The organism is Photobacterium andalusiense (genome assembly GCF_900185625.1).
In the GTDB taxonomy this organism is placed as follows: Bacteria; Pseudomonadota; Gammaproteobacteria; order Enterobacterales; family Vibrionaceae; genus Photobacterium; species Photobacterium aquimaris.
The window spans coordinates 409,063-432,822 of record NZ_FYAJ01000003.1; the positions used below are offsets into that span (position 1 = coordinate 409,063).

The 23,760-nt window shown below is 38.0% G+C and carries 16 protein-coding genes and 2 pseudogenes; 13 read left to right on the forward strand and 5 right to left on the reverse strand.

All coding sequences use genetic code 11. The annotated features are described in order from the left end of the window. Positions 1 to 50: 50 nt before the first annotated feature. Entirely contained in the window at positions 51 to 3,968 is a 3,918-nt protein-coding gene (locus PAND9192_RS10880; RefSeq protein WP_087853821.1) for an AsmA family protein, read from the reverse strand. A gap of 276 nt (positions 3,969 to 4,244) precedes the next feature. Next, positions 4,245 to 5,075: a MurR/RpiR family transcriptional regulator gene (locus PAND9192_RS10885; RefSeq protein WP_087853822.1), complete on the reverse strand. Its 831-nt coding sequence runs from the start codon at positions 5,073 to 5,075 to the stop codon at positions 4,245 to 4,247. Positions 5,076 to 5,166: 91 nt separating this feature from the next. On the opposite strand from PAND9192_RS10885, the gene murQ reads away from it, so the two are divergent. Continuing rightward, the gene (gene murQ / locus PAND9192_RS10890; RefSeq protein WP_200817815.1) at positions 5,167 to 6,072 is read left to right on the forward strand and encodes an N-acetylmuramic acid 6-phosphate etherase; all 906 of its coding nucleotides are present in this window, start codon (positions 5,167 to 5,169) and stop codon (positions 6,070 to 6,072) included. Between the two features lie 513 nt (positions 6,073 to 6,585). On the opposite strand, the gene mltC is transcribed toward murQ, so the two are convergent. Continuing rightward, positions 6,586 to 7,716 carry a membrane-bound lytic murein transglycosylase MltC gene (mltC, locus tag PAND9192_RS10895; protein ID WP_087853824.1) on the reverse strand — a complete coding sequence of 377 codons (1,131 nt, stop codon included), beginning with the start codon at positions 7,714 to 7,716 and terminating at the stop codon, positions 6,586 to 6,588. Positions 7,717 to 8,136: 420 nt separating this feature from the next. Between mltC and katG the strand changes: the two genes are divergently transcribed. The 7 genes and pseudogenes from katG to PAND9192_RS20555 all read left to right on the forward strand — a co-directional run. Beyond that, entirely contained in the window at positions 8,137 to 10,320 is a 2,184-nt protein-coding gene (katG, locus tag PAND9192_RS10900; protein ID WP_087853825.1) for a catalase/peroxidase HPI, read from the forward strand. A gap of 647 nt (positions 10,321 to 10,967) precedes the next feature. After that, positions 10,968 to 11,615 (forward strand): hypothetical protein, encoded by a 648-nt coding sequence (locus PAND9192_RS10905; protein WP_087853826.1) that lies wholly within the window; start codon positions 10,968 to 10,970, stop codon positions 11,613 to 11,615. 97 nt (positions 11,616 to 11,712) lie between these two features. After that, positions 11,713 to 12,720 carry a transposase gene (locus tag PAND9192_RS10910; RefSeq protein WP_087853827.1) on the forward strand — a complete coding sequence of 336 codons (1,008 nt, stop codon included), beginning with the start codon at positions 11,713 to 11,715 and terminating at the stop codon, positions 12,718 to 12,720. Between the two features lie 545 nt (positions 12,721 to 13,265). After that, positions 13,266 to 13,547 carry a GNAT family N-acetyltransferase gene (locus PAND9192_RS20905; RefSeq protein WP_234999107.1) on the forward strand — a complete coding sequence of 94 codons (282 nt, stop codon included), beginning with the start codon at positions 13,266 to 13,268 and terminating at the stop codon, positions 13,545 to 13,547. 203 nt (positions 13,548 to 13,750) lie between these two features. Then, complete coding sequence (locus tag PAND9192_RS10920; RefSeq protein ID WP_087821278.1) at positions 13,751 to 14,518, forward strand: TerC family protein; 768 nt, start codon at positions 13,751 to 13,753, stop codon at positions 14,516 to 14,518. 206 nt (positions 14,519 to 14,724) lie between these two features. Further along, positions 14,725 to 15,039, forward strand: a pseudogene (locus PAND9192_RS10925) (integrase core domain-containing protein); the annotation flags it as partial. Positions 15,040 to 15,067: 28 nt separating this feature from the next. After that, positions 15,068 to 15,266 (forward strand): annotated as a pseudogene (locus tag PAND9192_RS20555) (transposase); the annotation flags it as partial. A 321-nt stretch (positions 15,267 to 15,587) separates the two neighbouring features. Here PAND9192_RS20555 and PAND9192_RS10930 read toward each other — a convergent pair. Continuing rightward, positions 15,588 to 16,160 (reverse strand): cytochrome b/b6 domain-containing protein, encoded by a 573-nt coding sequence (locus tag PAND9192_RS10930; RefSeq protein WP_087853828.1) that lies wholly within the window; start codon positions 16,158 to 16,160, stop codon positions 15,588 to 15,590. Positions 16,161 to 16,356: 196 nt separating this feature from the next. Here PAND9192_RS10930 and PAND9192_RS10935 point away from each other — a divergent pair, with 196 nt between their 5' ends. From PAND9192_RS10935 to PAND9192_RS10955, 5 genes are all read left to right on the forward strand, one after another. Next, a complete protein-coding gene (locus PAND9192_RS10935) occupies positions 16,357 to 18,198 on the forward strand; it encodes a hybrid-cluster NAD(P)-dependent oxidoreductase (protein WP_087853829.1) in 1,842 nt (613 codons plus the stop codon). A gap of 180 nt (positions 18,199 to 18,378) precedes the next feature. Then, positions 18,379 to 20,367, forward strand: a complete 1,989-nt coding sequence (locus PAND9192_RS10940; protein WP_087853830.1) for a bifunctional metallophosphatase/5'-nucleotidase — start codon at positions 18,379 to 18,381, stop codon at positions 20,365 to 20,367. 472 nt (positions 20,368 to 20,839) lie between these two features. Further along, positions 20,840 to 21,049: a transcription antiterminator/RNA stability regulator CspE gene (gene cspE, locus PAND9192_RS10945; protein WP_060997208.1), complete on the forward strand. Its 210-nt coding sequence runs from the start codon at positions 20,840 to 20,842 to the stop codon at positions 21,047 to 21,049. 239 nt (positions 21,050 to 21,288) lie between these two features. Further along, positions 21,289 to 21,906 (forward strand): ABC transporter ATP-binding protein, encoded by a 618-nt coding sequence (locus PAND9192_RS10950; protein WP_087853831.1) that lies wholly within the window; start codon positions 21,289 to 21,291, stop codon positions 21,904 to 21,906. Between the two features lie 4 nt (positions 21,907 to 21,910). Further along, the gene (locus PAND9192_RS10955) at positions 21,911 to 22,690 is read left to right on the forward strand and encodes an ABC transporter permease (protein WP_234999109.1); all 780 of its coding nucleotides are present in this window, start codon (positions 21,911 to 21,913) and stop codon (positions 22,688 to 22,690) included. Positions 22,691 to 22,768: 78 nt separating this feature from the next. On the opposite strand, the gene pdxY is transcribed toward PAND9192_RS10955, so the two are convergent. Beyond that, positions 22,769 to 23,626 carry a pyridoxal kinase PdxY gene (pdxY, locus tag PAND9192_RS10960; RefSeq protein WP_087853832.1) on the reverse strand — a complete coding sequence of 286 codons (858 nt, stop codon included), beginning with the start codon at positions 23,624 to 23,626 and terminating at the stop codon, positions 22,769 to 22,771. Positions 23,627 to 23,760: the final 134 nt, after the last annotated feature.

Below are 23,760 nucleotides of genomic sequence, written 5' to 3' on the forward strand. Positions count from 1 at the left end.
TATTAGAAGGGTTACTACTTAAGCAATTAAGCAATTAAGCAATTAAGCAGTTATTGCGCTTGCCAGATTCGTTGACATTCAGCACTGCCATTGGCAGCGATCGGTTTTTCAAATAGCCATTGCAGCGGCGCTACAACTGGGCTAGTGGTAAATCTAACCGAGGTTTTCAAAATGGCTGATAGTGGTATTTCAAGATTAAATTTCTCAAACGTACCGTGAACTTCAACTGGAGTTTGCAAGCTGAAAATTTGGGCTTTTTTAGATTGCGGTGATAAATACAAATTAAAATCACGTTTCTTATAGCTAGCATCAAATGCGCCATGAACTTGAATACGGGAAGTATCAAGTAATAAATCACGTTGTTTCATGTTGCCATTATGAATATTAAATCCGCCAGCAACACAATTGAGCACTGAATGATCTTTGGTGGTAAATGTGGGTAATACTGCATCAGCTAAACTGACTGCCCACAGATCAATAAGATTGGCTTGATAAGCTTTTGGCCAAGCAGCAAAACCAATAAAACCATTAGCGTTGTTCATTAAGCTCTCTGGTGTATTAGCAACACTGCTTAAATCAAATTTAGCGCTAATCTTACCGTGCATATCGGTTTTGGGATCGATACGACGCGCAATAATGCCATAGTCAAAGTTTTTAACTAACCCATTAAGTTTAATCGCAAACTTATCCCCTTTAGCGGCAACAGAACCATTAATATTGATATCCCCACCAGGTAACTGAATATGCAATGGTTTCAGTGTTAGCAGGCCATTACGCAAGCTCCAATCTAATTTACCCGCTCCTAACCAATCTTTACCTGAACGGACATTACCGACATTAAGTTTAAAATCAGCATTGAGTAAATTTAACCCTTGTGGGCTAATGACATCCACAGGTTGCTGTTTAGAGACAGTAACTGGCTGTGATTTTTTGTCTGCTGGTAGCCATGCTTGCCAGTTTTTAAGTTTGAAATCATTGATCTGAATAAACGGTGCATTTAGTGCCAGCTTTACATCAGGGCGATTGCGACCATCCCCTTTTAATGGCGGTAAAAAATCACCATGGCCTTTAAGGGTACTGCTACCGACATTGATGATCATGTTACGTAGATGGTAACCGATGCGATCCATTGATAATGATGCTGCAACCTTAATCGGCCCATAAGGCGGTAACTTGATACCAGTAAAGTCATCAAAGCGATTTAAGTTTGGTGTCGTTGCTTCAAAGGTAAGGTTAAGTCTTTTGGGATCTATTGGTAATATAACCTGTGATTGAGCATTAACAGCAATTTCACCGACAGTTGCTTGAAGCTTGATGGGAATCGATTTACGACCATCATTGGCTTGTTTTAATGAGACTGAATCAAGGTTAATCGCCACTGGTTTATTGGCTGCTCGTCCATCAAGGGTGAGGTGAGTGGCTGTATTTGGCCCAGTAACGAAATGACCTTGGTTAAGCGTAATATTAAAGGCTTTTCCGGTGTAGCTATCAGCAAGTTTTAATTTACCGCCATTCAGTTGAGCATCTATTTTTGCCTGTTCCATTAACTCTAATAGAGTGCGACCTGATAACGATACCGCAAGTTTAGCACTATCTAAACTCATTCCGAGATTATTAACAATATCAAATTGTTGCAAAATGCGGCCAATATTAGGTTTATCAACCGCTAAATGTAATTGTGAATTAATCAGCTGATTATTAATGTTAAACGCAATATCACCATGATAAATACTCCCTGCATAGCTAGCACTAAATGGTGATGTGCTGAGTTTGCCGTTACGCACTTTGCCTTTAAATGCCATATCATCAATTTGTTGTTGCGCCCACAGCATTTTATTGACGTGTAAATTAACATCTGCATCGGCAATAACGACTTTATTGCTTAAAATTGGTACATCAAGGTTAACACCTTGGGTCGGGACGGTTTGTTCAACTTTAGGCAAAGCAGCTTTATCAACAAACTGACTTAACTGAGTAAAATCAAGGGTGTCAAATTGGCTATTAAGTTTTAAAAACTGATGGCCTTGTTGTGGTCGCCACTGTAAATTAAGTTTTCCCTGGCTGTTCAGTAAAGCAACATTAGGAATATCAAGATCAAGCCATTCGCCAGTATTGGTTAACTTACCTTTAAAGTTGATTTTTCCGTGCATAGATGCACGGGTGCCTAACCATGGACTCAGTTTACCGGCGTCATTACTATGGACGTTGAGATCAAACCAACTCCCTTGTTGCCAGTCGGTATGCACTAACTTACCTTGAGCTTTTATATCAATTACAGGGCTTGAGAAGTGCAGTGATGGGGTCCAATCGCGATGATTAATAATGTCTGATAATGTACCCGCTTGAGCTGTGACTGTAACGGGAATGTTCATGATCTTACCGCTAACATTAGAGCTGAAAGGTTGCTCCATGCCGGCGTGTAATTTGGCTTTATCAATTGCAAATGAGGCTTTAGCACCCCAGTCGATATTTGCATCATCAATGGTAAGTCCAAGTTGGCTGTTATCTAACCATTGTTGTAATTTTGTGCCTTCGGTCGTCAGCTGTAGTTGCGCACTTTTAAGGTGGCCAGTTGCGTTAGGTAAGCCTGAAATCCAGCCTGCCATTTCACCTAATTGTGAATCTTTAGCGCCTAAAGTGACATCAACTTTTGATGTCCATTCTGTTGCATCAATACTGGCGTTACCTTTAAAGGCAACATTAGCAATATTTGCAGCCATGGGAGCTGATAATTTGCCTTTTTCACCATTAATATTGAGTGAGATAGTGTTAACGGGAGTGCCTAGCCCTTTAATTTCACCAATTGTTAACCCAAAATGAGTGCGAGTTTTTACCAGCCATTGATCTAATGCTTTTTGCAATGGTGATTGTGGTGGTGCTGCAGCATACATAGTGCCACGCATCATTTGTGGCTGCGGTTGTAGCCATGGACGAAGGTCGATCTCAGGAATATCTAACTTACCATCAATGATATTTAATTGCTGTGCGTTTTGCGCAAAACTAACGTTGATATTGCCATTAGCTGAGGTAATCGGGCTGCGAACTTGAATATCTTTAAAGGCAAAGCCGGTGTTTGATGCGCTAAGTGCTGTCGTGATCGATAAGGGGGCAACATGGTGGAGGTCAAGATCTAATAAGCTGGCAATTTGGCTGGTATCTTTCCAATTTAAACTGATATTTGCAGTTGAATCATCACCGCTATTAAACGGTGAAATGTTAGCATCAACATCTAATTGTGCTCCAGCAAAACTGCCTTTAGCAAATAATTGACCATGCTGATTATTAATTAATTTTTGCAGATCACCTGTTAGCGAAAGGTTATATTCACTTCCCATAGCATCACCTTTAGCGACTAGTAACCATTTATCAGGCTTAGTCACTGAAAGGTGATCGAGGTAACCGTTGTAATAGGTGTTTTTGGTTTGATCTTCATAGTTGACGCTAACTTTGTCGGCATTGATGTTATTACTCAATACTAGTTTAAAGTCTGTTGATGACGTCGATTTTTCCGCTGTGGGTTGTTTATTAAACTCCCAGTTTTCATGACCTTGTTGATCACGAAGTAGGTTTAAAGAAATATCTTTAAGATTAAGATAATCAATTTTGAGGGTATTTTGTAATAAAGGTAATACCGAAATTTTGGCCGCAATCTCGCCTGAAGTTAGCATTGGTTGCCACGGCATTGATTTAAGGTTAGCAATTGTGACATCACTTAGCTCTATTTCAGGACTAAAAGACAGCGTTAATGCCATATTACCTTTAATATCCGTTTTACGATCAAGAGCTTTAGTTAGCCATTGGTTAATTTCATTTCGATGAGTACTTAGATCAAGTCTAACGCCATAGGCAAGTACACCCGAGAGAGTGACGATTGGCGTTAACAGTGCAACGAGTGTCCATAGCGCTACTTTTTTAAGGGTCTTTTTTTTGTGGACAGTCGGTGTGGGTTGGGGGGTATCTTGTGTCATTACTTATTCAGTTTCTATCCGTAGTCATGAAAGATTAATCCAGCAGTGATTATGAGTAAAACAATGACGTTTTACTGGATTTATTGTTAGCACTGGAACTGTATTTTATGCAAGCTATTATACAGTGTGACATTCCGCAATGTCTGTGGTTCCATTCATTTTTCGTATTTTGATTGCTAAAAATGCATTGTTAGCGTTTTTTTAGTGGAATATTCCGTCATACTTTAGGCATTAACGGCTGATGTTGCTAATGATAGACAAGCGATCTTAGTATCATTATTGCGCAAGATGCTGGGGTTGTTGCGTCAATGCCATAAATAATAGATCAGTTAGAGCTTGTTGTGCTGCATGTGAAGCCAGTGAATAATTGTGTGGTTGAGATTGGGTCTGGTTTGATGTTTCTATTGCAAGTGTATCAAGGCTAAACTGTGCCAGTTGTCGTAATGGACTGGCATGAACTGAAGTTAACGCAATTATCGTCGCCCCTTTATTTTTTGCATTATTTGCGGCGAGTAATGCATGCTGATGATTGCCGTCATAACAAATATGGCATTGAATATCGGTAGCTCCCAGCGTGTTAGCTATCTCAATTTGGTTCTGGCAGTCTTGTTCTGCAATCGCCATCATGCCAAGAGTGAGTAGCTTAGCACTGAAGTCTTTCGCCACCACCGCAGAGTGACCAAAACCGACCAGTTGAATACGGTCAGCATTGATAAATAATGCAACGATATTTTTAAGATTTTGCTCATCAATGGCATTGGTGGTTTCAATGATGGCATCTGTTTTTTGATGGGCTAACTTTTGAGCAATGGTTACTAAGGTGTCACTGGCGCTAATTTGGTTTTGTAATTGTTGAGGATCATTACCTATCGCTTGTTGGCGAGTTAATTCTTCTTTTATGGCATTTTTAAAAGTAGGAAAACCAGAAAATCCTAATTTTTGGGTAAATTTAACAATGCTTGATTGACCAACGTTCGCTTGTTGTGCAAGTTGAAGAGACGACAATGACACCACGACAGCCGGTTGTTGTAATATTAAAGCGGCAATTTTTTGCGCACTAGGTGATAGTTGCGATTTGATGTTAGCAATCTTAGCAATAATCGTCATAGGCTTTATCTAGTAAGAGGGGATGCTGCTATCATAACAAAAATAATAAAGCATCATGCTACCACTCATGGTTTTATTTTAGAGACTCATCATGAAAATAGATTTAACACAATTAGTTACTGAAAGTCGTAATAGTACCAGTGAAGCGATAGATACTTTGCCTACTATTGAAATGCTGAAAATTATCAATGATGAAGATAAAAAAGTAGCATTAGCTGTAGAGCAAACATTGCCTGCGATTGCACAAGCTGTTGATGCTATTGCGGCTGCTTTTCAAAATGGTGGTCGGTTAATTTATATTGGCGCGGGTACGTCTGGACGGTTAGGTATTCTTGATGCGAGTGAGTGTCCACCGACATATGGTAGTGCGCCAGAACAAGTTGTTGGCTTAATTGCTGGTGGTCATCAAGCAATTTTAAAAGCAGTTGAAAATGCCGAAGATAATTTTGATATGGGCGCTGAAGATTTAAAAGCGATTCATTTTTCAGAGCGTGATGTTCTTGTAGGTATTGCTGCCAGTGGGCGTACTCCTTATGTATTAGGTGCGATGAATTACGCACGTTCAGTGAAGGCAACAGTAGCTTGCATTAGTTGTAATCCAAATAGCCCGATGGTTACAGTTGCTGATATTGCTATCACACCAATTGTTGGAGCTGAAGTTGTTACAGGATCTTCTCGCATGAAAGCAGGAACAGCACAAAAATTAGTGCTTAATATGCTAACCACAGGTGCAATGATCCGTATCGGTAAGGTATATGGCAACTTGATGGTGGACGTTGAAGCAACCAACGCTAAACTGGTTGAACGCCAAAAACAGATTGTGATGCAGGCAACAGATTGTGAACGTGAACAAGCAGAAATTGCATTAACAGCCTCAAATGGTCATTGTAAAACAGCGATTGTGATGATATTGACCGGAGTTGATGTCGCGATGGCTACAGTACTTTTGCAGAACAATAATGGCTATATTCGAACAGCAGTTACAAAAAAAAGCTAAGTTATATTAAATTTATAAAAAACACACACCCAAAAAAGGTGTGTGTTTTATGAGTTACATAACATTATTGTTATATATTTTTTTATGGGAGTTACGCATTACTGATGGCTGGTTAGGACTATCATTAAATCGACACAAACGCAGTGAAATTATCAATGCAAGTGCAGATAGAATAAATAAGACTAATAGAAAAAGCATACATGCTCCAAAAGATTGTCCATCAAAAGTTGTACAACACAGTATACAGAGACAATAGGTTTATTGTTATAGCAATGTCATATTAAAATAAGATCAAGGTCAATGTTTTTAAATTAAAGAAATCTATTTTATATCACTAATATTTTATTTTAAATATAAGCTTAACCTATGCTTAATGAGCCTTTATTTATCTGAATTAAATTTATATTTGAGTAATAGCTTAATATTACATATAGAAATATTTAAAGCTGCTATATAAAGAATAACTCCTATAATGTAGAGTTATTCGGTTAAGCAGCTTAATTAACTTATATATTACATAGCTTCAAATTCTTTTTGAAAATTAAGTACTTTTTCTAAATAACGACGAGCTTCCGCTTTGGGGTGTTTATTGGTTAATGCCCAATATACCTGATTTGGTTGCAATTGATTGAGATCGTTCATTGCTTGTTTTCGATCAGTATCAAATGTTGCCAATACACCGCCAGTGCCGCCATTATAGGCTGAAATCATGCTGTAGTGCTTAGTCGTTGGGTGCTGAACTTCTTTGAGATAGCGATTTTTTAAGATATAGAAATAAGCCGTTCCGGTATCAATATTATTTGCGGGATCAAATAAATATTCTTTAGTTGGAATACCGGGTTTATTTTTGACTAAATTAAAAACATCAGCACCTGCAGTTTTAGGAATAACTTGCATTAAGCCGTAAGCACCAGCATGACTGACTGCATATGGATTAAAACTGCTTTCTGTTTTGACGACAGCATAAATTAAATCTTCATCAATATCATAACGTTTAGCTGCTTGCCGAATCAGATCTGCATATTGATATTCACGTTGTTCTAGATGATCATCGACCATATTAATTTCAACATAATATGCAATACCATGTTGGAGTTTTTTTGTTTTAAGTTTATTCGCAATCAAATAATCTGCATATTTACCTGCACGCCAAGGCCATTGAATATTTTGATTTTGATGGTCTTTAACTTGGCCTAATAAAAAAGGTTTCCCCTTTAGTGGAATTGATTTATCACTAAAAAGATCAACTTGAGATGGATCTGCAGGCATTAATAAGGTTTCTTCAATCGCTTTTTTTAGTGTTGCTTGTGGTGCATAATTAGCAACCGTAGACACATAAATTTTACCATTATCAAAATCAATATGAGCACGAGTTCGATAACCATCAAAATATTTTACGTAGCGATGTTTTCCTGCTTGTAAATAATCATCATCTCCCCATTGTTTTTTAACTTGGTTCTCAAGGTATTTAAATAATGCGAGGCGCTGTGCTTCAGTAAGAGCGACATGATTATTATTACCATTTAGATTGTTATTTCCAACACTCGATGATGGCGCACAATTATAAATACAATCAGGTGTCGAAGGCGACGAACATGATACGGTTAATAAACAACTAGCGACAGCAAGCCAAGCTTTTTTCATTATTATCCCTAATTATTATGATCCATGATAAGCAGTGAGAATATCAATGACATTTGGGTATATTTAACCCGAAAATATGATTGATTAATAACAGCTTAGTTTACAGAAGCGCTGCAATTTTGTGTGTTCATTATTTTAATGGTGACGATGAATTATTTTCATCTAATGGTGTTTTTTTCTTTGATAAGTATGACCTATTGAAGTAATAGAAAACTAATATTGTTTTTATTTATTTGAGTGCTATAAATTATGTTTAACAAGTGAACGAGCCTAAGTTGTAACGGTGTATAAATTTAAGTAATTAGATTTTAAATTTATACATAAAAAGAACGTTACTATATTTTTTGATTAGACTATGTTTATAAACAATATGATATTTAATGATTATCAATAATCATACGAACAATTAGGATAATAATAATGTCAAAGTGCCCTTTTAATCATACACAAACTGTTAATCCATCGATTAATCCAGGTAATGGTACTTCTCCTAGTGATTGGTGGCCAAACCAACTTAAATTAGGTTTATTGCATCAACACAGTAGTGAATCAAACCCAATGGGTGCTGATTTTGACTACGCGGCAGCATTTAAAACATTAAACTTAGAAGCAGTTAAACAAGATCTTCGTGACTTAATGACTGATTCACAAGATTGGTGGCCAGCAGACTTTGGTCATTACGGTCCTTTCTTTGTTCGTATGGCTTGGCATAGTGCAGGTACTTACCGTACTTCTGATGGTCGCGGTGGTGCAAGTACTGGTAACCAACGTTTTGCGCCATTAAACAGCTGGCCTGATAACGTTAACCTTGATAAAGCACGTCGTCTAATTTGGCCTATCAAGCAAAAATACGGTAACAAAATCTCTTGGGCTGACTTAATTATCCTTACAGGTAACGTTGCTCTAGAATCAATGGGCTTTGAAACAATCGGTTTTGCTGGTGGTCGTGTTGATATCTGGGAACCTGAGCTAGATGTTTACTGGGGTAAAGAAAAAACATGGCTAGCAGATGATACTCGTTACGAGAAAGATGACGCACAACGTGATCTAGAAAATCCATTAGCAGCTGTTCAAATGGGTCTAATTTATGTAAACCCAGAAGGTCCAGATGGTAACCCTGATCCACTATTAGCTGCACATGATATTCGTGAAACATTTGCACGTATGGCAATGGATGACGAAGAAACTGTAGCACTTATTGCTGGTGGCCATACATTTGGTAAAACCCACGGTGCTGGCGATGCTGCTCAAGTTGGTGCAGAGCCAGAAGCTGCGGGTATCGAACAACAAGGCTTCGGCTGGGCATCAAGCTACGGTTGTGGTAATGCTGCTGATACTATTTCAAGTGGCTTAGAAGTAACTTGGACTACAACACCGACACAATGGGGTAATGGTTTCTTCCACAGCTTATTTAGCCATGAGTGGGAACTAGAAAAGAGCCCTGCAGGTGCGCACCAATGGATCGCTAAAGACGGCCGTGATGAATACCCAGATGCGTTTGGTGAAGGTATGCACCGCGGTACAATGCTAACAACAGATATCTCACTACGTGTTGATCCTGTTTATGCTGAAATTTCACGTCGTTTCTATGAAAACCCAGAAGAGTTTGCAGCAGTATTTGCACGCGCTTGGTTTAAACTGACTCACCGTGATATGGGACCTCGTGCACGTTACTTAGGTTCTGAAATTCCAACTCAAGAATTTATCTGGCAAGATCTGATCCCTGCAGTTGAATATGATGTTGTTAACGATGCCGATATCGCAATACTAAAAACAGCAATCGAAGATTCAGGTTTATCAGTACGTGAGCTTGTATCAACAGCGTGGGCATCAGCATCAACATTCCGTGGTTCTGATATGCGTGGTGGTGCTAACGGTGGACGTGTTCGTCTAGCGCCTCAAAAAGATTGGGAAGTAAACGAGCCTGCTCAACTTGATAAAGTATTAACAGTACTTGAAACTATTAAGGCAAACTTTGCCAAAGAGATTTCTCTTGCTGACTTAATCGTACTTGCTGGTGGTGTTGGTATTGAAATGGCAGCGAGAAAAGCAGGCCGTGATGTATCTGTACCGTTTGCAGCTGGTCGTGCTGATGCAACTCAAGCACAAACTGACGTTGCTTCATTCTCAGTCCTAGAACCTATCGCTGATGGTTTCCGTAACTTTGAAAAAGCAAAATATACCGTTGCAATGGAAGAGTTACTACTTGACCGTGCACAGTTACTAACGTTAACTGCGCCTGAAATGACAGTGCTAATCGGTGGTATGCGTGTTCTTGATACTAACTATCAAGCTAGCGAGTTTGGTGTATTCACTGACCGTAAAGAAACATTAACTAATGATTTCTTCGTAAATCTACTTGATATGGCAACAGTATGGAAACCAACCTCTGTTGACCAAGATATCTTTGCAGGTACTGATCGTAAGACAGGCGAGCAGAAGTGGATGGCAACACGTGTTGACTTAGTATTTGGTTCTAACTCTCAACTACGTGCAATCGCTGAGGTTTATGCTTGTGCTGATGCTGAAGATAAGTTCATCAATGACTTTATCAATGCATGGGTTAAAGTAATGAACGCTGACCGTTTTGACCTTAAAAAATAAGGTTACAACTCGGTAGTATCACTACTTAATAATATTAAATGAGAGGCGCTGATTATCAGCGCCTCTTTTTTCTTATGGGCGTTATTTTTCTACTATGACGATCAAACTTTCTTCGACATTTCTTGCTTACAATGAATGCGAACCATCCATCATCATTCCCTACAGTGAATGTCCGCGAGGGCGATAGGGAATCTACCATTAGCGTGTAGTGGAATACTATTTTATGACGTCTTTTAGACTCGATCTCGCTATTAATAGATCACGGATAGCTCATGCTTCGCTTCCGAGATGACGAATAATAACCAGTTCCATACTCTGCCGTTATGTGTAAATTAATTATTGCCATTTCCAATTATGTTGAAGCTCATATTTAAAGAAAAACAGTAATATATACGATCAATTTTGATGGTGCTCCATGACTGATTTTTGCAAACTATTGGTTTAGATCTTTAGAGGTTAACGTATCAGGTGATTTTGGTTGGACGTTTTCCTTCGTTTATGGCAGCGTTAGCTCACTTTATGAACTATTTGAATTACAAGGAAGTAATATGTTTCTAGATATTTGTTATCTACGCTGGGCGAAGAGGGGCATAGTGTTTATGTGTCGCGCAGTTGATGCCTATCCAAAAGCATTGGGTATTTAGGTTATGAGAAAGATAAAACGGTTTTTAATTCTAGCTATTAGCGTGATTTTTATTGCAGCAGGAGCTGTAAATCAAGGATTCAGTGTTTTTTTTCTTTCTTTACCCTTTGTCATTATTTTTATTTATGCGTTGAAGGGCGTTTTAATAAAAACGAAAATAGTTTCGATTATTATTGCTGCTATTATTATAATGCCATTAGCTTGGAAACACGAAAATAATAAAATCATATACCCTTGGATTGGTGATGAATTTATTGCGAGTTGTGGCTGGGAGGCAATACAATATGAAGAAAGTTATACTGGATATAGCTATGAAACATTAGTATATAAAGGCGCTGATATTAATGAAAAATATGTAATTAGTAAACGATCCGTTCCTTGTGATGTAGCTTGGGAATTGACTCGTGTATTTGTACACCATCCAGATCTAAATACATTGTATTATCCTGTATTTTCTATTGCTGGTTATGAAAGTACAATATCTGGATATGAATTAAATAATGCTTTTAGATCTCAATTTCTGAAGCATCGTCAAATAAGCTCTTCCAATGAACTTCAATCTAAATGGACGAACAACTTAAGTTTGTTAATGTTGTGGCCAGTAATACCAATATTGTTATCTAATAATTGTAATTTTTTTGTCTGTATTTGATTTTTTTTAAATTCATACAGAACAAAGGACAGCCATAACTTTGCACATCAACCATGAGTAACTACACTTAAGCTTCCAGTTGCTTATGGTGAAACTAATGACAATCTCAAGACGTAAATTGATCGAGCCTCAAATCACGCCGTTTTATCATGTGATTAACCGCTGTGTACGGCGTGCATATTTATGTGGCAACGATCCATATAACGGTAAAAACTATCACCATCGTCGAGGTTGGATAGTAAATAAAATCAAACAATTAGCATCTGTGTTTTGCATTGATGTGTGTGCTTATGCAGTGATGAGTAACCATTATCATTTGGTACTGAAAATAGATACTGAACAACAGCAAAAGCTAACTCCAGAAGCAGTAATATCACGCTGGTTGCAGTTATTTAATGGTCATCCTATTGCGGTCGATTTCTTAAAAGAGGGTCAAATAGGTGCAGAAAAACAACAAGCGTTATCAAATTTAGTCACTGAATGGCAGCAACGATTAGGCAGTATTAGCTGGTTTATGCGCTGTCTTAATGAAGAAATAGCACGCAAAGCCAATAAAGAAGATAAATGCAAAGGGGCGTTTTGGGAAGGGCGATTTAAATCTCAAGCATTATTAGACGAGCAAGCGTTGCTATCTTGCATGATGTATGTTGATTTAAATCCGATCAGGGCTGGCGTTACGCCGTCATTAGAGCAATCAGATTTTACCTCGATTCAGCAACGCATTCGTGAATATCAGCAAACGAAAACCTCAGCTAAACAATCACCATCAAATAAAGGACATTTTCAATTATTACCCTTTGTTGGTGCTGAACATCAGGCAAAAACAGCCGGAATAAACTTTGCTTTTGCAGATTACCTTGAACTGATTAACTGGACTGGTCGTTGTATTCGCAATGATAAAAAAGGCTTTATATCATCAAATCAACCAAATATTTTGCAAAAACTGGGAATAACGTCAGATGCTTGGCTTGAGCATAGTGAACAGTTTATGGAACGTTATGCTAATGTAAGCGGAAAATGGCCTCAAATGTGTGCTTTTAAACAACATGTTGGTGGTCATTGGTGCAAAGGAAAGTCGGCGAGTTATCAATTGCACCCTAAATAGACATAGCTTCTTATAACAAAATGAAGTACCGCAATAACCGTTAGGATTGTGGGTGTTGTCGATTGTGAAATATGGAAATCGCATTGTTTTAACGGATAATAAGCTGAATTTTTATAGTAAAGGAGTTTGTTACCGGTTGAATAGTTTGTTATTTAGGGGGAGCTATTTAAGAATAAAAGATTTGGCTGTCCAGATGAGCTAAAAGATTTGGCTGTCCAAATGAGCTTTCCAAATGAGCTTTAAGTGGTAAATTTAAGACAAATCTGCATAGTAATAAACGTGTTATGCGGCGTGATGTGAATGGAGGTAGCCTTGAAATTATCAGTCATAGTTATAGATGAAATTAATAAGTACAAAGATGATTTAGAGTTATTTTTGTCGTCAGTATTTAATGTTGGATGTCATGTTGCTATTAACTCTGAGTTTCGTTGTGCTGTTGTCATTGAGCGGTCAGGGCGTATTTGTGCGTGTGGGTTTGGCTATGAGCGGAAAATGTATCAAAATATCAGATAGATTTCAAAGGTGGTATCGTTGGTGGTATTGCTGTGAGCTCTGAATGTCGAGGCCGAGGTTTAGGCAAGGCTGTAGTTGAAGCTATTGACAGACATTTACTTTCTCTGGGTGTTGATTGTTCTTTCCTTTTTGCCTATGAGCCGAAAGTTTATCAAAGCTCTGGTTATCATGAGCTCTCCGCTCCAATTTACTATTTTGATAAGCAGCAAGATAAATGGAATCAATTTGTTTATCGGGGATGTATGGTTAAATCGTACTCATCTATACAGTTATCAGAAAAGTTGGTTATAGAGTTCAAAGGGTGTGTGTACTAGCTCTTTGGTAAGATATCGGTTGATATATATTCTTAGTATGAATCAATCAAAATCCATTACATTTGGTTACATTTGTTATGTTTTCATTTTCTGTGTTTACTGCTCAAATACACCCTCATTCTTTATTGAGGTATCAAAACACATATGGACGACCCCTCGAGTTGTTCTTTAATTCCTAACTCCATTTCTGTGGAGTTTGTTCAATGCTAGAGTTATTTCTTCAGCCTGAAGCATTAATGATATTTGCGACCCTATTTGCACTTGAAGTGGTATTAGGCGTCGATAATATTGTATTCATTTCTGTACTTTGTGAACGTTTACCAGTACACCAACGTAAAATGGCCCGTAATCTTGGTATTGCACTCGCTGTCGCTGCGCGTATCGGATTAGTGTTCTCTATTAGTTGGGTAATGTCGTTAACACAACCATTAATTAATGTGTTGAGTTATGATTTTTCTGGACGTGATTTAATCATGATCGGTGGTGGTGCATTCTTATTAGCTAAAAGCTTAAAAGAATTATGGATGTGTTTTAGCCATGCTCATCAGCAACAAGCAAGTACAGTAAGAGCCGGTATTGCATTAGTATTATTGCAGATTGTCGCAGTCGATGCGGTATTCTCAATGGACTCAGTGATCACTGCGGTTGGTTTAACCAGCGAAGTGCCTTTAATGGTTGCGGCTATTCTAGCGTCAGCGGTCATTATGGTTCTATGTGCTGAGAAAATTAACGATTATGTGATGCGTTATCCTGGATTGAAAACATTAGCACTACTGTTCTTAGTGATGTTGGGCGGTATGTTGATGGCAGAAGGTTTTGCTATTCACTTGAACAAAGGATATGTGTATTTTGCAATGGCCTTTGGTTTAATTATTGAAACTTGTCATATTCTACTTAAAAAACAGAATAAGAAGGTTATTAGACGAGTCTATCCGCAACAATGTGGCGGTTGGGCAGTTAAAGCAAAGTAAGCCTCAAATAAAAAAGCAGAGCCTTGATCTCTAATGCCGTTCACTTCAGGTGAACGGCTTTTTTTTTGCGTAGTGTTGAGGCCTCGGCTTTACTATTCTAGGGAATGTCTTTTCCCTTCTACCTTCTTATATCAAGGGATGAGTAACGCATAGTATCAATTATTGAGATTAATACTTTATATGTTTCTTCTTTTATTTTAAATATTACCGATCAAGGCTGTCATTACACAAGTAAACAATTTCGCCGATTACTTTGGCGGTATCAAATTAGACAAAGTATGAGTCGACGTGGAAACTGTTGGGATAACGCCCCGATGGAACGCTTTTTTAGAAGTTTTAAAACAGAATAGATGCCAACGGCGGGTTATCGTTCATCGAATGAAGCTAAAGTGGCGATCACTAAATACATTATCCGATATTACAACCAAGTCAGGCCCCATCAATATAACGGTGGCTTGACGCCTAATGAATCAGAACGCCGATTTAATAATGAATATAAATCAGTGGCTAATTTTACTTGACCACTTCAAGCAGAATTATGACGATGATATGAGTAATTCGAATAATATTACGAACTGGAGTGAATACAATAAAGCTCTATGTAAACGAGGTTTAGTTACGTTCTAGATAGACGACTTAGCTATTGAAGCATGGTGATGTAAGACACATCACGGTAGACGAGGTAGGGGGGCAATTCTTTGATATAGCTATCGAAACCACTTTGATGATCACAGGGATATTCTTACTACTTTGATGTTAACATTTGCTGATTTGCCATTTATTTGTAAAGGGTATCTCGTATCGGCTTGGTGTATATTTGGCGTTCTGTTTTTCGACATTGTGTTAACGCACTAGGAACAACAAAATATTTATCTACTCTATTAATAGTATCTATTTGATTTACAAGCATTAATGATATTTAAGGCTTGTGATGCATCTATAAAAAATCCGAGAATATAAATATTTTCGGATTTTTACATACAGCGAGCATCGTTTAACCTAAATATTTAGATCTTAACCGATTGGCTTTAGAGCCTGAGCTCTGCTTTTTTTGTTCTTTTTATCATGACTATTGAAAACGCTTACGTTCAATAAAGAAATGCAATAATGCCATGCCACCATGACCAATCAAATAAGCCTCAATAAGCCCTGTTAGTGATTTATGAATTTCACGTGCATCGTTGGCATAAGGGGAGTGATTGAGCCATAGCACAAGCCAAATTAATGCCGCAGCTTCAATTAAGATTAATGCACCAATACCTAACCCTTGAATAATATTACCAAGGCCCTGTTCACGAGGTTCTGGTAGCTTGCCTTTTAAAATCTGCTTGAGATCGTCTTTTAAAATAGCATTTTCACCAAAAAGATAGGGAAAGAATTGTTTAAAAGATTGTTTGGTTAACATGAAAATTATCATGCCAATTGTCGCAAGTACTGTTAACGATCCTAAAACAATATGTACCCATAAAAATAGTGTATTAAACATGCCAGCTTTTACGACACCTGTATGAGTCATATGCAGTAGATTACTGTTTAATATTTGCAGAATAATTAACCCTGCAAGGGTTGTGTGCAGGTGGCGTAATCCAACATTAGGAAAGTAATGAACAATGTAGCGCCAAAAGGATCGTAAAAGGGGCATATCGTCTCCAAGAGGGGATTAGGATGGAATAATAAATGTTATAAATTTTTTATAAATCTAGCATAACTAATGGTTTTATATATGTAATAATTTGCCATCACTAAGCAAAATAATTATTCATAAATAAACTATTGGCTGTTTATTTGGTGATAAATGTTAAATAATTGGAGTGAATTTATTAGGAATGTTTCTGTGTATGGAGATCACCGTGAGCCAATCCTCAACAATACCAACATTATCACATATACATGTTTATCCCGTGAAATCGATTGCGGCGTTAACTCAATCTCAAGCCTGGGTTGAAAAACAAGGGCTGGCGTTTGATCGGCGCTTTATGGTAGCCAGTGATGATGGTGCGATGATCACTGCACGTAAATATCCTCAAATGGTTAAAATTAATGCAACATTGACCATGACAGGGTTAGTGCTGCAATATTCGAATAAAGCCGATCTTGTTTTACAGTATGCTGATTTTGATATGAAAGATGCAGTAGCCACGGTCTGGAATGATAATTTTAATGCTCATACAACCACGGTAATAGCCAACCAATGGTTCAGTGACATTATTGGTCATTCAGTACAGTTACTTTTTTGTGGTCAACAATCTCAGCGAGTACGACCTAAAATTGGACATAACGTTAGTTTTGCTGATGGTTATCCACTATTGATTATCAGTGAAGCATCATTAGCAGCGTTAAATGAACGTAGTAGTGAACAGCACACAATGGCACAGTTTCGAACTAATTTAGTGGTGTCTAATACTGACGCTTTTGCAGAAGATGGCTGGAAACGGATCCGTATTGGTGAGGTAGAGTTTGAAGCTGTCAAACCGTGTGCGCGTTGCATTTTGACGACAGTTAACCCTTTAACGGGCGAATTTAGTCCACTTAAAGAACCCTTAAAAACCATGGTAACGTTTCGTGCAGATGCACAGGGTGAAGTGTTTTTGGGTCAAAATTTAGTGGCGATTAATGAAGGTATTATTCGTGCTGGAGATGAAATCGAAATACTAGAAACACAACCCAAACCAGTGTATGTCGATAATATAGCCACGAAATTGCAACTTACTTGCGTTGAACGAGAAGAGATTGCCGCTGATTTCACGACGTTTTGGTTGGAATCACATCAGCAATCTTCATTGCCGACTTATTTACCAGGTCAACATTTGCCGTTACAACTTGAAATTAACGGTGAGTTTATATCACGCAGGTATACACTCTCATCGAGTCCTTCTCGGCCTGGGCGTTATGCTATTTCGGTCAAACGTATCGATGATGGTCGTGTCTCTAACTGGTTACACCAATATTTCCAAGTTGGGGATGTATTGGTTGCTGACAAGCCTAATGGCGACTTTCATCTAGGTGTTCATACCGATAAATTATTATTACTGTCAGCCGGAAGTGGTATTACACCGATGCTCTCTATGCTGAGGTATTTATCTGATAACGATAATATTCGCGATGTCGTGTTTTATCATCAATGTAGCACTGAAGCGGATATTCCTTCGCAACAAGAATTACATCAACTTGAAAATATGCATCCATCGCTTGATTTACGGATTGTACTTAGCCAACCACGACGAGATTGGCAAGGTGAATCCGGCCGTTTAAGTCTTAGTCATTTAGCAATGATCAGTGATTTAGATAAGCGCCAAGTATTTGTTTGTGGGCCAGACGCTTTTATGGTGGCGGCTAAAAAACTATTACTAAAGATGGGCGTCGCTCCTGCACGTTATCATCAAGAAGCCTTTGGACCTTTACGTGGAACATTATCCCCAAAACAAACCCTAAAGCTTAATATTAATGGGCATATTTTTAGTGGTGATAACCAGAAAACATTATTAGAGCAAGCTGAGACGGCGGGTATTGGCCTTAATTATAGTTGTCGAGCTGGTTTTTGTGGTGTATGTAAAGTGACATTAGCCTCAGGGCAAGTTGAGCAGCCTGATGTTCCCGCATTATTACCGCAAGAAAGGCTGCAAGGTAAAGTATTGGCATGTTGTTGTATACCTAAAACAGATCTAAAAATCATCCAGTAAGTTTTTATCAATAATAAAAGTGTTGATTTAAACGGCTTCTTATTAAAGAAGCCGTTTTTGCATTAATTCGAAACAAATAAGTCATTTAAAAGAACAATATTTTGATACATGCTACTGAAAAGGTATTTGATGTGGAGTATGCTTGCGGCGCAAACGATTACAATAAAGTAAGGATCACGTATGTTTAATAAGCCACTCATCGCATTATCTATCGCTTTAGCGCTTTCAGGGTGTGCAACACCACCTGCGGTTCAGCACCAACCATTCTCACTGACGGTTGCTCATATTAATGATACCCACTCTAATTTTGACCCAGTGAAATCAAGCTTTAAAGCTGATGGTACACGTGTTTATAATGAGTTTGGTGGTTATCCTCGCCTACAAACGATGGCAAAGGAATATAAAGACGAAGCTAAGCAAGAAAATCAAAGTTTACTGTTTCTACATGGTGGCGATGCATGGCAAGGCAGTGCATATTTTAAGTTAAACCATGGTGCAATGAATGCGGATATACTCAGTAAAATGGGCTTAGATGCAATGGCATTGGGTAATCATGAATTTGATTTAAATAATAAAAAACTTAATGCTTTTATTAGTAGTATTAATTTCCCTGTGTTAGCAGCTAATATTGACACTAGCCAAGATGCCGATCTGAAAAATCAAACTAATTTACGTCCTTACCAAGTATTTGCTTTTGATGGTAATAACAAAACTATTGTCAAAGATATTAATCACTTACCAAAAGATAAAAACATTGTTGCGGTATTTGGTTTAGCACTTGATAACATGCCAAATATTGCGCCTAATACGGGTGATGTTAAATTTAATGATATGGTGAAAACAGCGCAAGCGACAGTCGATATGCTACAAAGCAAAGGGATTGATAATATTATTGCATTAACCCATATCGGTAACGCTGTTGATTTAGATGTTGCATCGAAAGTGAATGGCATTGATTTAATTGTTGGTGGACATTCACATACATTATTAGGTGACTTTACTGATTTAGGGTTAAACAATAATGGCATATATGCTCAGATGGTTAAGAACCCTGACGGTAAATCTGAAACTTGTGTTGTTCAAGCTGGAGAGTATGCACAAGCGATTGGTCGAGTAAATGTAAGCTTTGATGCTAAAGGCGATGTGACCCAATGCGTAGGTCATAATACATTGCTAAGTAATGATGAATTTTATCATCATGCAGATCGCAGTAAAAAAGATAAATTTAGTCCGGTAGAAACGACACGTGTAGAAAAATTTATCGATAATCATGAGAAAATCACCATAGCTGATGAAGATGTTTTATTACGTCAGCGTATTGATAGTAAATATAAACCTGCTGTTGATAAAGCATATGGAAAGACCATTGCTCAAGTACCTCAAGAAATTAAACATGAACGTCGTCCTGGCGATCGCGGTAGTGATAACCATGGTTCAGATGTTGCACCATTAATTGCTGAAGGACAATATTATTGGGCAAATGAGCCTCAAGTACAAAAAGTCACTGGCATGAAAGTGGATTTCTCTTTGATCGGTGCTGGTGGTATTCGTACTAATATTGAAGCAGGGCAATACCGTGAAGGTAACGTATCTTTAGAGCTATTACCGTTTTCTAATTTTATGTCAGTTGTTCCAGTTAAAGGTTCAGTGATTAAGCAACTATTAGAACAAACGGTTACAGCGACGCTTCCTGAAGGTTCTCATGCAGGTAAATTCCCGTATGGTGGCCATATTCGTTATAAGTTTACAGAAACAGTGGCGCATAAAGCAGGTAAGCTTAGCAATGTAGAGGTAATGACTGGTACTGAGCAGCACCCTGTGTGGACACCACTTCAAGATAATAAAACTTACAATGTTGCAATTAATAATTATAACGCAACGGGAAATGATGGCTGGACGCCATTATATCAAGCACAGAAGAAGCATTCTGGGCGGGTAGATCTTGCTTATATTGATGGTAAGCTTACTGGGTTTAAAGTTAACAATATTGAGAAAGTAGGCGATAAATACCAAGTGAACTACCAAGGTGCAGCGCCAAATTGTAAAGCAGCTAATACGGTTTGTAATACCGATGCTCAAGCATTTATTGATTATATCGCGCAGGATCGTCCGCAATTAGTGCCATTGACCTACTCTGTTGTAACATTCAACCGTATTACCAATAAATAATAACGTTTGAATCAAATATAATGAGTAACATATTAATTATGTTGCTCATTGCTATTTATCGTCTAAAAAATGAAGATCTATTCATATTTTATTGAGCGTAATATATGGGATTGATATACGGTAAAATTTGATAAAAAATGAACAGTTTCAGTGTGTTGCTCTAAATTAGAATAGTTATAGATGCTATTTTTTTAAGTGTAATGTCTTGAATGATAAGTAATAAAAAAAATTATTGTTTTTAGACCGTTAAATATTAAAAAAAAGGCTATACAATCGAATCAATTTCATTAGTATAGACATCGGCCTGTAATTCAGACCTATTTATATGTAACATTATGTTTTAGAAAACTTTCTCTGTAACGCTTTACCAGTGTCATGAAGCTTTCCACTCATAAGCTATAACATAAATAATTCTTTTTCTGGCTACATTACGCAATTTTGCGAATTATTTAATACAATATTGGAGACAGTCATGTCTAAATCAACTGGTATCGTTAAGTGGTTTAACGAAGAGAAAGGTTTCGGTTTCATTACTCAAGACAACGGCGGCGCTGACGTATTCGTTCACTTCCGTGCTATCACTGGTGAAGGCTTCAAAACTCTTGCTGAAGGCCAAAAAGTGTCTTTTGAAGTAGAACAAGGCCAGAAAGGTCCTCAAGCTGCAAACGTTGAAGCTATCTAATTTGCTTTGTCGTTAAAGTTTGTAAAATACCGACATTATGTCGGTATTTTTTTATTTAAATTTTAGGCTGCTACTCTTTTTTCCGCGCTTTATTGATTACACTAATAACGATTATTAAATCAAACTATTTGTGTAATTCTCTGGTTTTTATACACTTATAGCACTACTTTTAACAGCTATTGTGTTATCTCATGATGAGTTTACCGTCCAACACTATCTTAAAATCAACATGCTTATGTATGTTTGAATTACGCTCAGGCTTTGAGCATTCTCAGTTAAATCCACTCACTATTTCTTTATCATCAGGACAACACTTAGCTTTATCTGGAGCATCTGGATGTGGCAAGAGTAGTTTATTACAAGTGATAGCTGGCCTTAAACCACCTCAGCATGGGCATTTTAGTTATCAACAGCAAGTTATTGATGCTGCACAGTTGTCTTTTTGGCGTCAACAAATATGTTATTTACCTCAGCAAGCAGTGATGGGAGCTGAAACGGTGTTAGAGGTATTAGTATTAGCTTGGGATCTTAAATCGATGTCATCTGTAATAACGAAACCATCGAACCAAGAGTGTGAGCAAGCATTATTACAAGCAGGATTAAAGATAGCCCTTGATAAGCAGGTCGCAATTTTGTCTGGAGGTGAAAAGCAGCGCTTAGCAATTGCACGCGCAGTGCTGATGCAACGGCCAGTGTGGTTAATGGATGAACCAACTTCAGCGTTAGATCCTGCTGCACGTAATACTATCATTGAGTTAATAGCTTCATTAAACGTCATCTGCATTTCGGTATCCCATGATCCTCTGTGGCTTGCGACAGCAGATAAGGTTTATAACATGGATATAGAGCAGGAATAGACCCATGACCACGATGCTCACTCACTCTATCGATTTACACTGGTCAGCAATGGCTGGATTTTACTTATTATTATTGATTCCATTAGTGTTATTTCAGCGTTGGCAGCTCGGCTTGAGTCGTACAATGATCACATCTGTACTGCGAATGACATTACAACTTTCTGTGGTCGGTATTTATTTACATACCTTATTTGGTTGGCAGAGTATTAGCCTTAATGTGGTTTGGTTAACGGTGATGGCTCTGTTTGCCAGTTATACCATTTGTAAACGTTCTGAAGTTAACTTAAAACGTGTATTGCCAGCGGTTATTTGTGGACAATTTGTCGCGTTATCAGTGGCATTACCTGCAGTTTTAGCTGGTGTTATTCAAGTTTCACCGTGGTGGCAAGCACAATATATGATCCCTGTTGCTGGGATGTTGTTGGGCAATAGCTTAACGGCCAATGTATTGGCGTTATCGCGTTGGGGCAGTTTGCTCAAGGAAAATCATCATGAGTATCAATATTATTTAACACTAGGAGCGCCACATCCTGCTCAACCTTTTATTCGTACGGCGTTTAAAGCAGCACTTGCGCCTCAGTTAGCCTCAATGGCGACATTAGGTATTGTTAGTTTACCCGGTATGATGACAGGTCAAATTTTAGGTGGAGCAATGCCACTGGTAGCGGTTAAATATCAGTTAGTGATTATGGTGGCAATTTTTGTGTCAGGTGTGCTGTCGGTGGCAACCACATTAACGATTGTTAATCGGCGTTCATTTGATGTCTATGGGAATGTGTTGTGATTTTTTTGAGAAAATGAGTAAAGTAAAAACAAAAAAGCAGCGCGAGGCTGCTTTTTATTGGTGATTAGAAGAGCAGTATTATTTAATTTCCGTGATCGGAAAAATTTCAGTCGGTGCAACAATTTCATCTTGGGCTGCAATGGTTTGTAGTTCCCACTCACCGCGACGGTGAGTTTCTTTCAATACCGCATAACAAGCATTATGAGCATGTTCAAACGCTTGTTCTGCTGACCAGCCTTTTAATAAACCACCAGTAAAGAGTGATGAAATAAGATCACCTACACCAACAGGTTGATTATCAAATGCTAAATGTGGACGTTGAGCTAAGTAACAGCCATCTTTGGTTGCCAGCATCATTGAGAATTTATCAGCTGATAAACTATGGAGATGTTTCACTAGTACCATTTTGGGTCCTAATGTTAATGCATGCTGACAGGCTTTAACTGCATCATCTAATGTATTAATTGTCATACCAACAAACTGACTAAGTTCAAATTGGTTTGGAACAATAACATCCGCTAGTGGCATGACATCGTTAATAAGATATTCAGAGATACCATCAGCGACGATACAACCTTTTTCAGGATCACCCATCACAGGATCACAAATATAGATCGCATTTGGATTTTGTTGTTTAACTGTTTTAACCGTATCAATAATGGCTAAACATTGATCAGCACTACCTTGGTATCCGGTAAGGACTGCTTCACAGTTTTTAAGCTGATCAATGTTGTTGATGCCTTTGACAAGGTCAATTAATTCTGTTGCTGGAAAGGCTTTACCTGTCCATCCTTGCTTATATTGAGTGTGGTTGGAAAATTGTACGGTGTGTAGTGGCCATACTTCAAATCCCATACGCTGAAGAGGGAATACTGCAGAACTATTACCAGCGTGACCGTAAACAACATGTGACTGTATTGATAGAATACCTTTCATCGAGGTTCCTTATAACTATCGTATATATAGGTATACTTTACATGCGCTGAGATCAGAAACCTAATCATTTTATATCGTAATTATTCCTTGCAAAAATGCAGACTATTTATTGTTCGACCACAAGTAGAATTTCT

What these genes read in the sequence shown, in the direction of transcription:
- PAND9192_RS10880 (WP_087853821.1), bottom strand. Translation starts at nt 3,968, where the DNA reads ATGACACAAGATACCCCCCAACCCACACCGACTGTCCACAAAAAAAAG.
- PAND9192_RS10885 (WP_087853822.1), bottom strand. Translation starts at nt 5,075, where the DNA reads ATGACGATTATTGCTAAGATTGCTAACATCAAATCGCAACTATCACCT.
- murQ (WP_200817815.1), top strand. Translation starts at nt 5,167, where the DNA reads ATGAAAATAGATTTAACACAATTAGTTACTGAAAGTCGTAATAGTACC.
- mltC (WP_087853824.1), bottom strand. Translation starts at nt 7,716, where the DNA reads ATGAAAAAAGCTTGGCTTGCTGTCGCTAGTTGTTTATTAACCGTATCA.
- katG (WP_087853825.1), top strand. Translation starts at nt 8,137, where the DNA reads ATGTCAAAGTGCCCTTTTAATCATACACAAACTGTTAATCCATCGATT.
- PAND9192_RS10905 (WP_087853826.1), top strand. Translation starts at nt 10,968, where the DNA reads ATGAGAAAGATAAAACGGTTTTTAATTCTAGCTATTAGCGTGATTTTT.
- PAND9192_RS10910 (WP_087853827.1), top strand. Translation starts at nt 11,713, where the DNA reads ATGACAATCTCAAGACGTAAATTGATCGAGCCTCAAATCACGCCGTTT.
- PAND9192_RS10920 (WP_087821278.1), top strand. Translation starts at nt 13,751, where the DNA reads ATGCTAGAGTTATTTCTTCAGCCTGAAGCATTAATGATATTTGCGACC.
- PAND9192_RS10930 (WP_087853828.1), bottom strand. Translation starts at nt 16,160, where the DNA reads ATGCCCCTTTTACGATCCTTTTGGCGCTACATTGTTCATTACTTTCCT.
- PAND9192_RS10935 (WP_087853829.1), top strand. Translation starts at nt 16,357, where the DNA reads ATGGAGATCACCGTGAGCCAATCCTCAACAATACCAACATTATCACAT.
- PAND9192_RS10940 (WP_087853830.1), top strand. Translation starts at nt 18,379, where the DNA reads ATGTTTAATAAGCCACTCATCGCATTATCTATCGCTTTAGCGCTTTCA.
- cspE (WP_060997208.1), top strand. Translation starts at nt 20,840, where the DNA reads ATGTCTAAATCAACTGGTATCGTTAAGTGGTTTAACGAAGAGAAAGGT.
- PAND9192_RS10950 (WP_087853831.1), top strand. Translation starts at nt 21,289, where the DNA reads ATGTTTGAATTACGCTCAGGCTTTGAGCATTCTCAGTTAAATCCACTC.
- PAND9192_RS10955 (WP_234999109.1), top strand. Translation starts at nt 21,911, where the DNA reads ATGACCACGATGCTCACTCACTCTATCGATTTACACTGGTCAGCAATG.
- pdxY (WP_087853832.1), bottom strand. Translation starts at nt 23,626, where the DNA reads ATGAAAGGTATTCTATCAATACAGTCACATGTTGTTTACGGTCACGCT.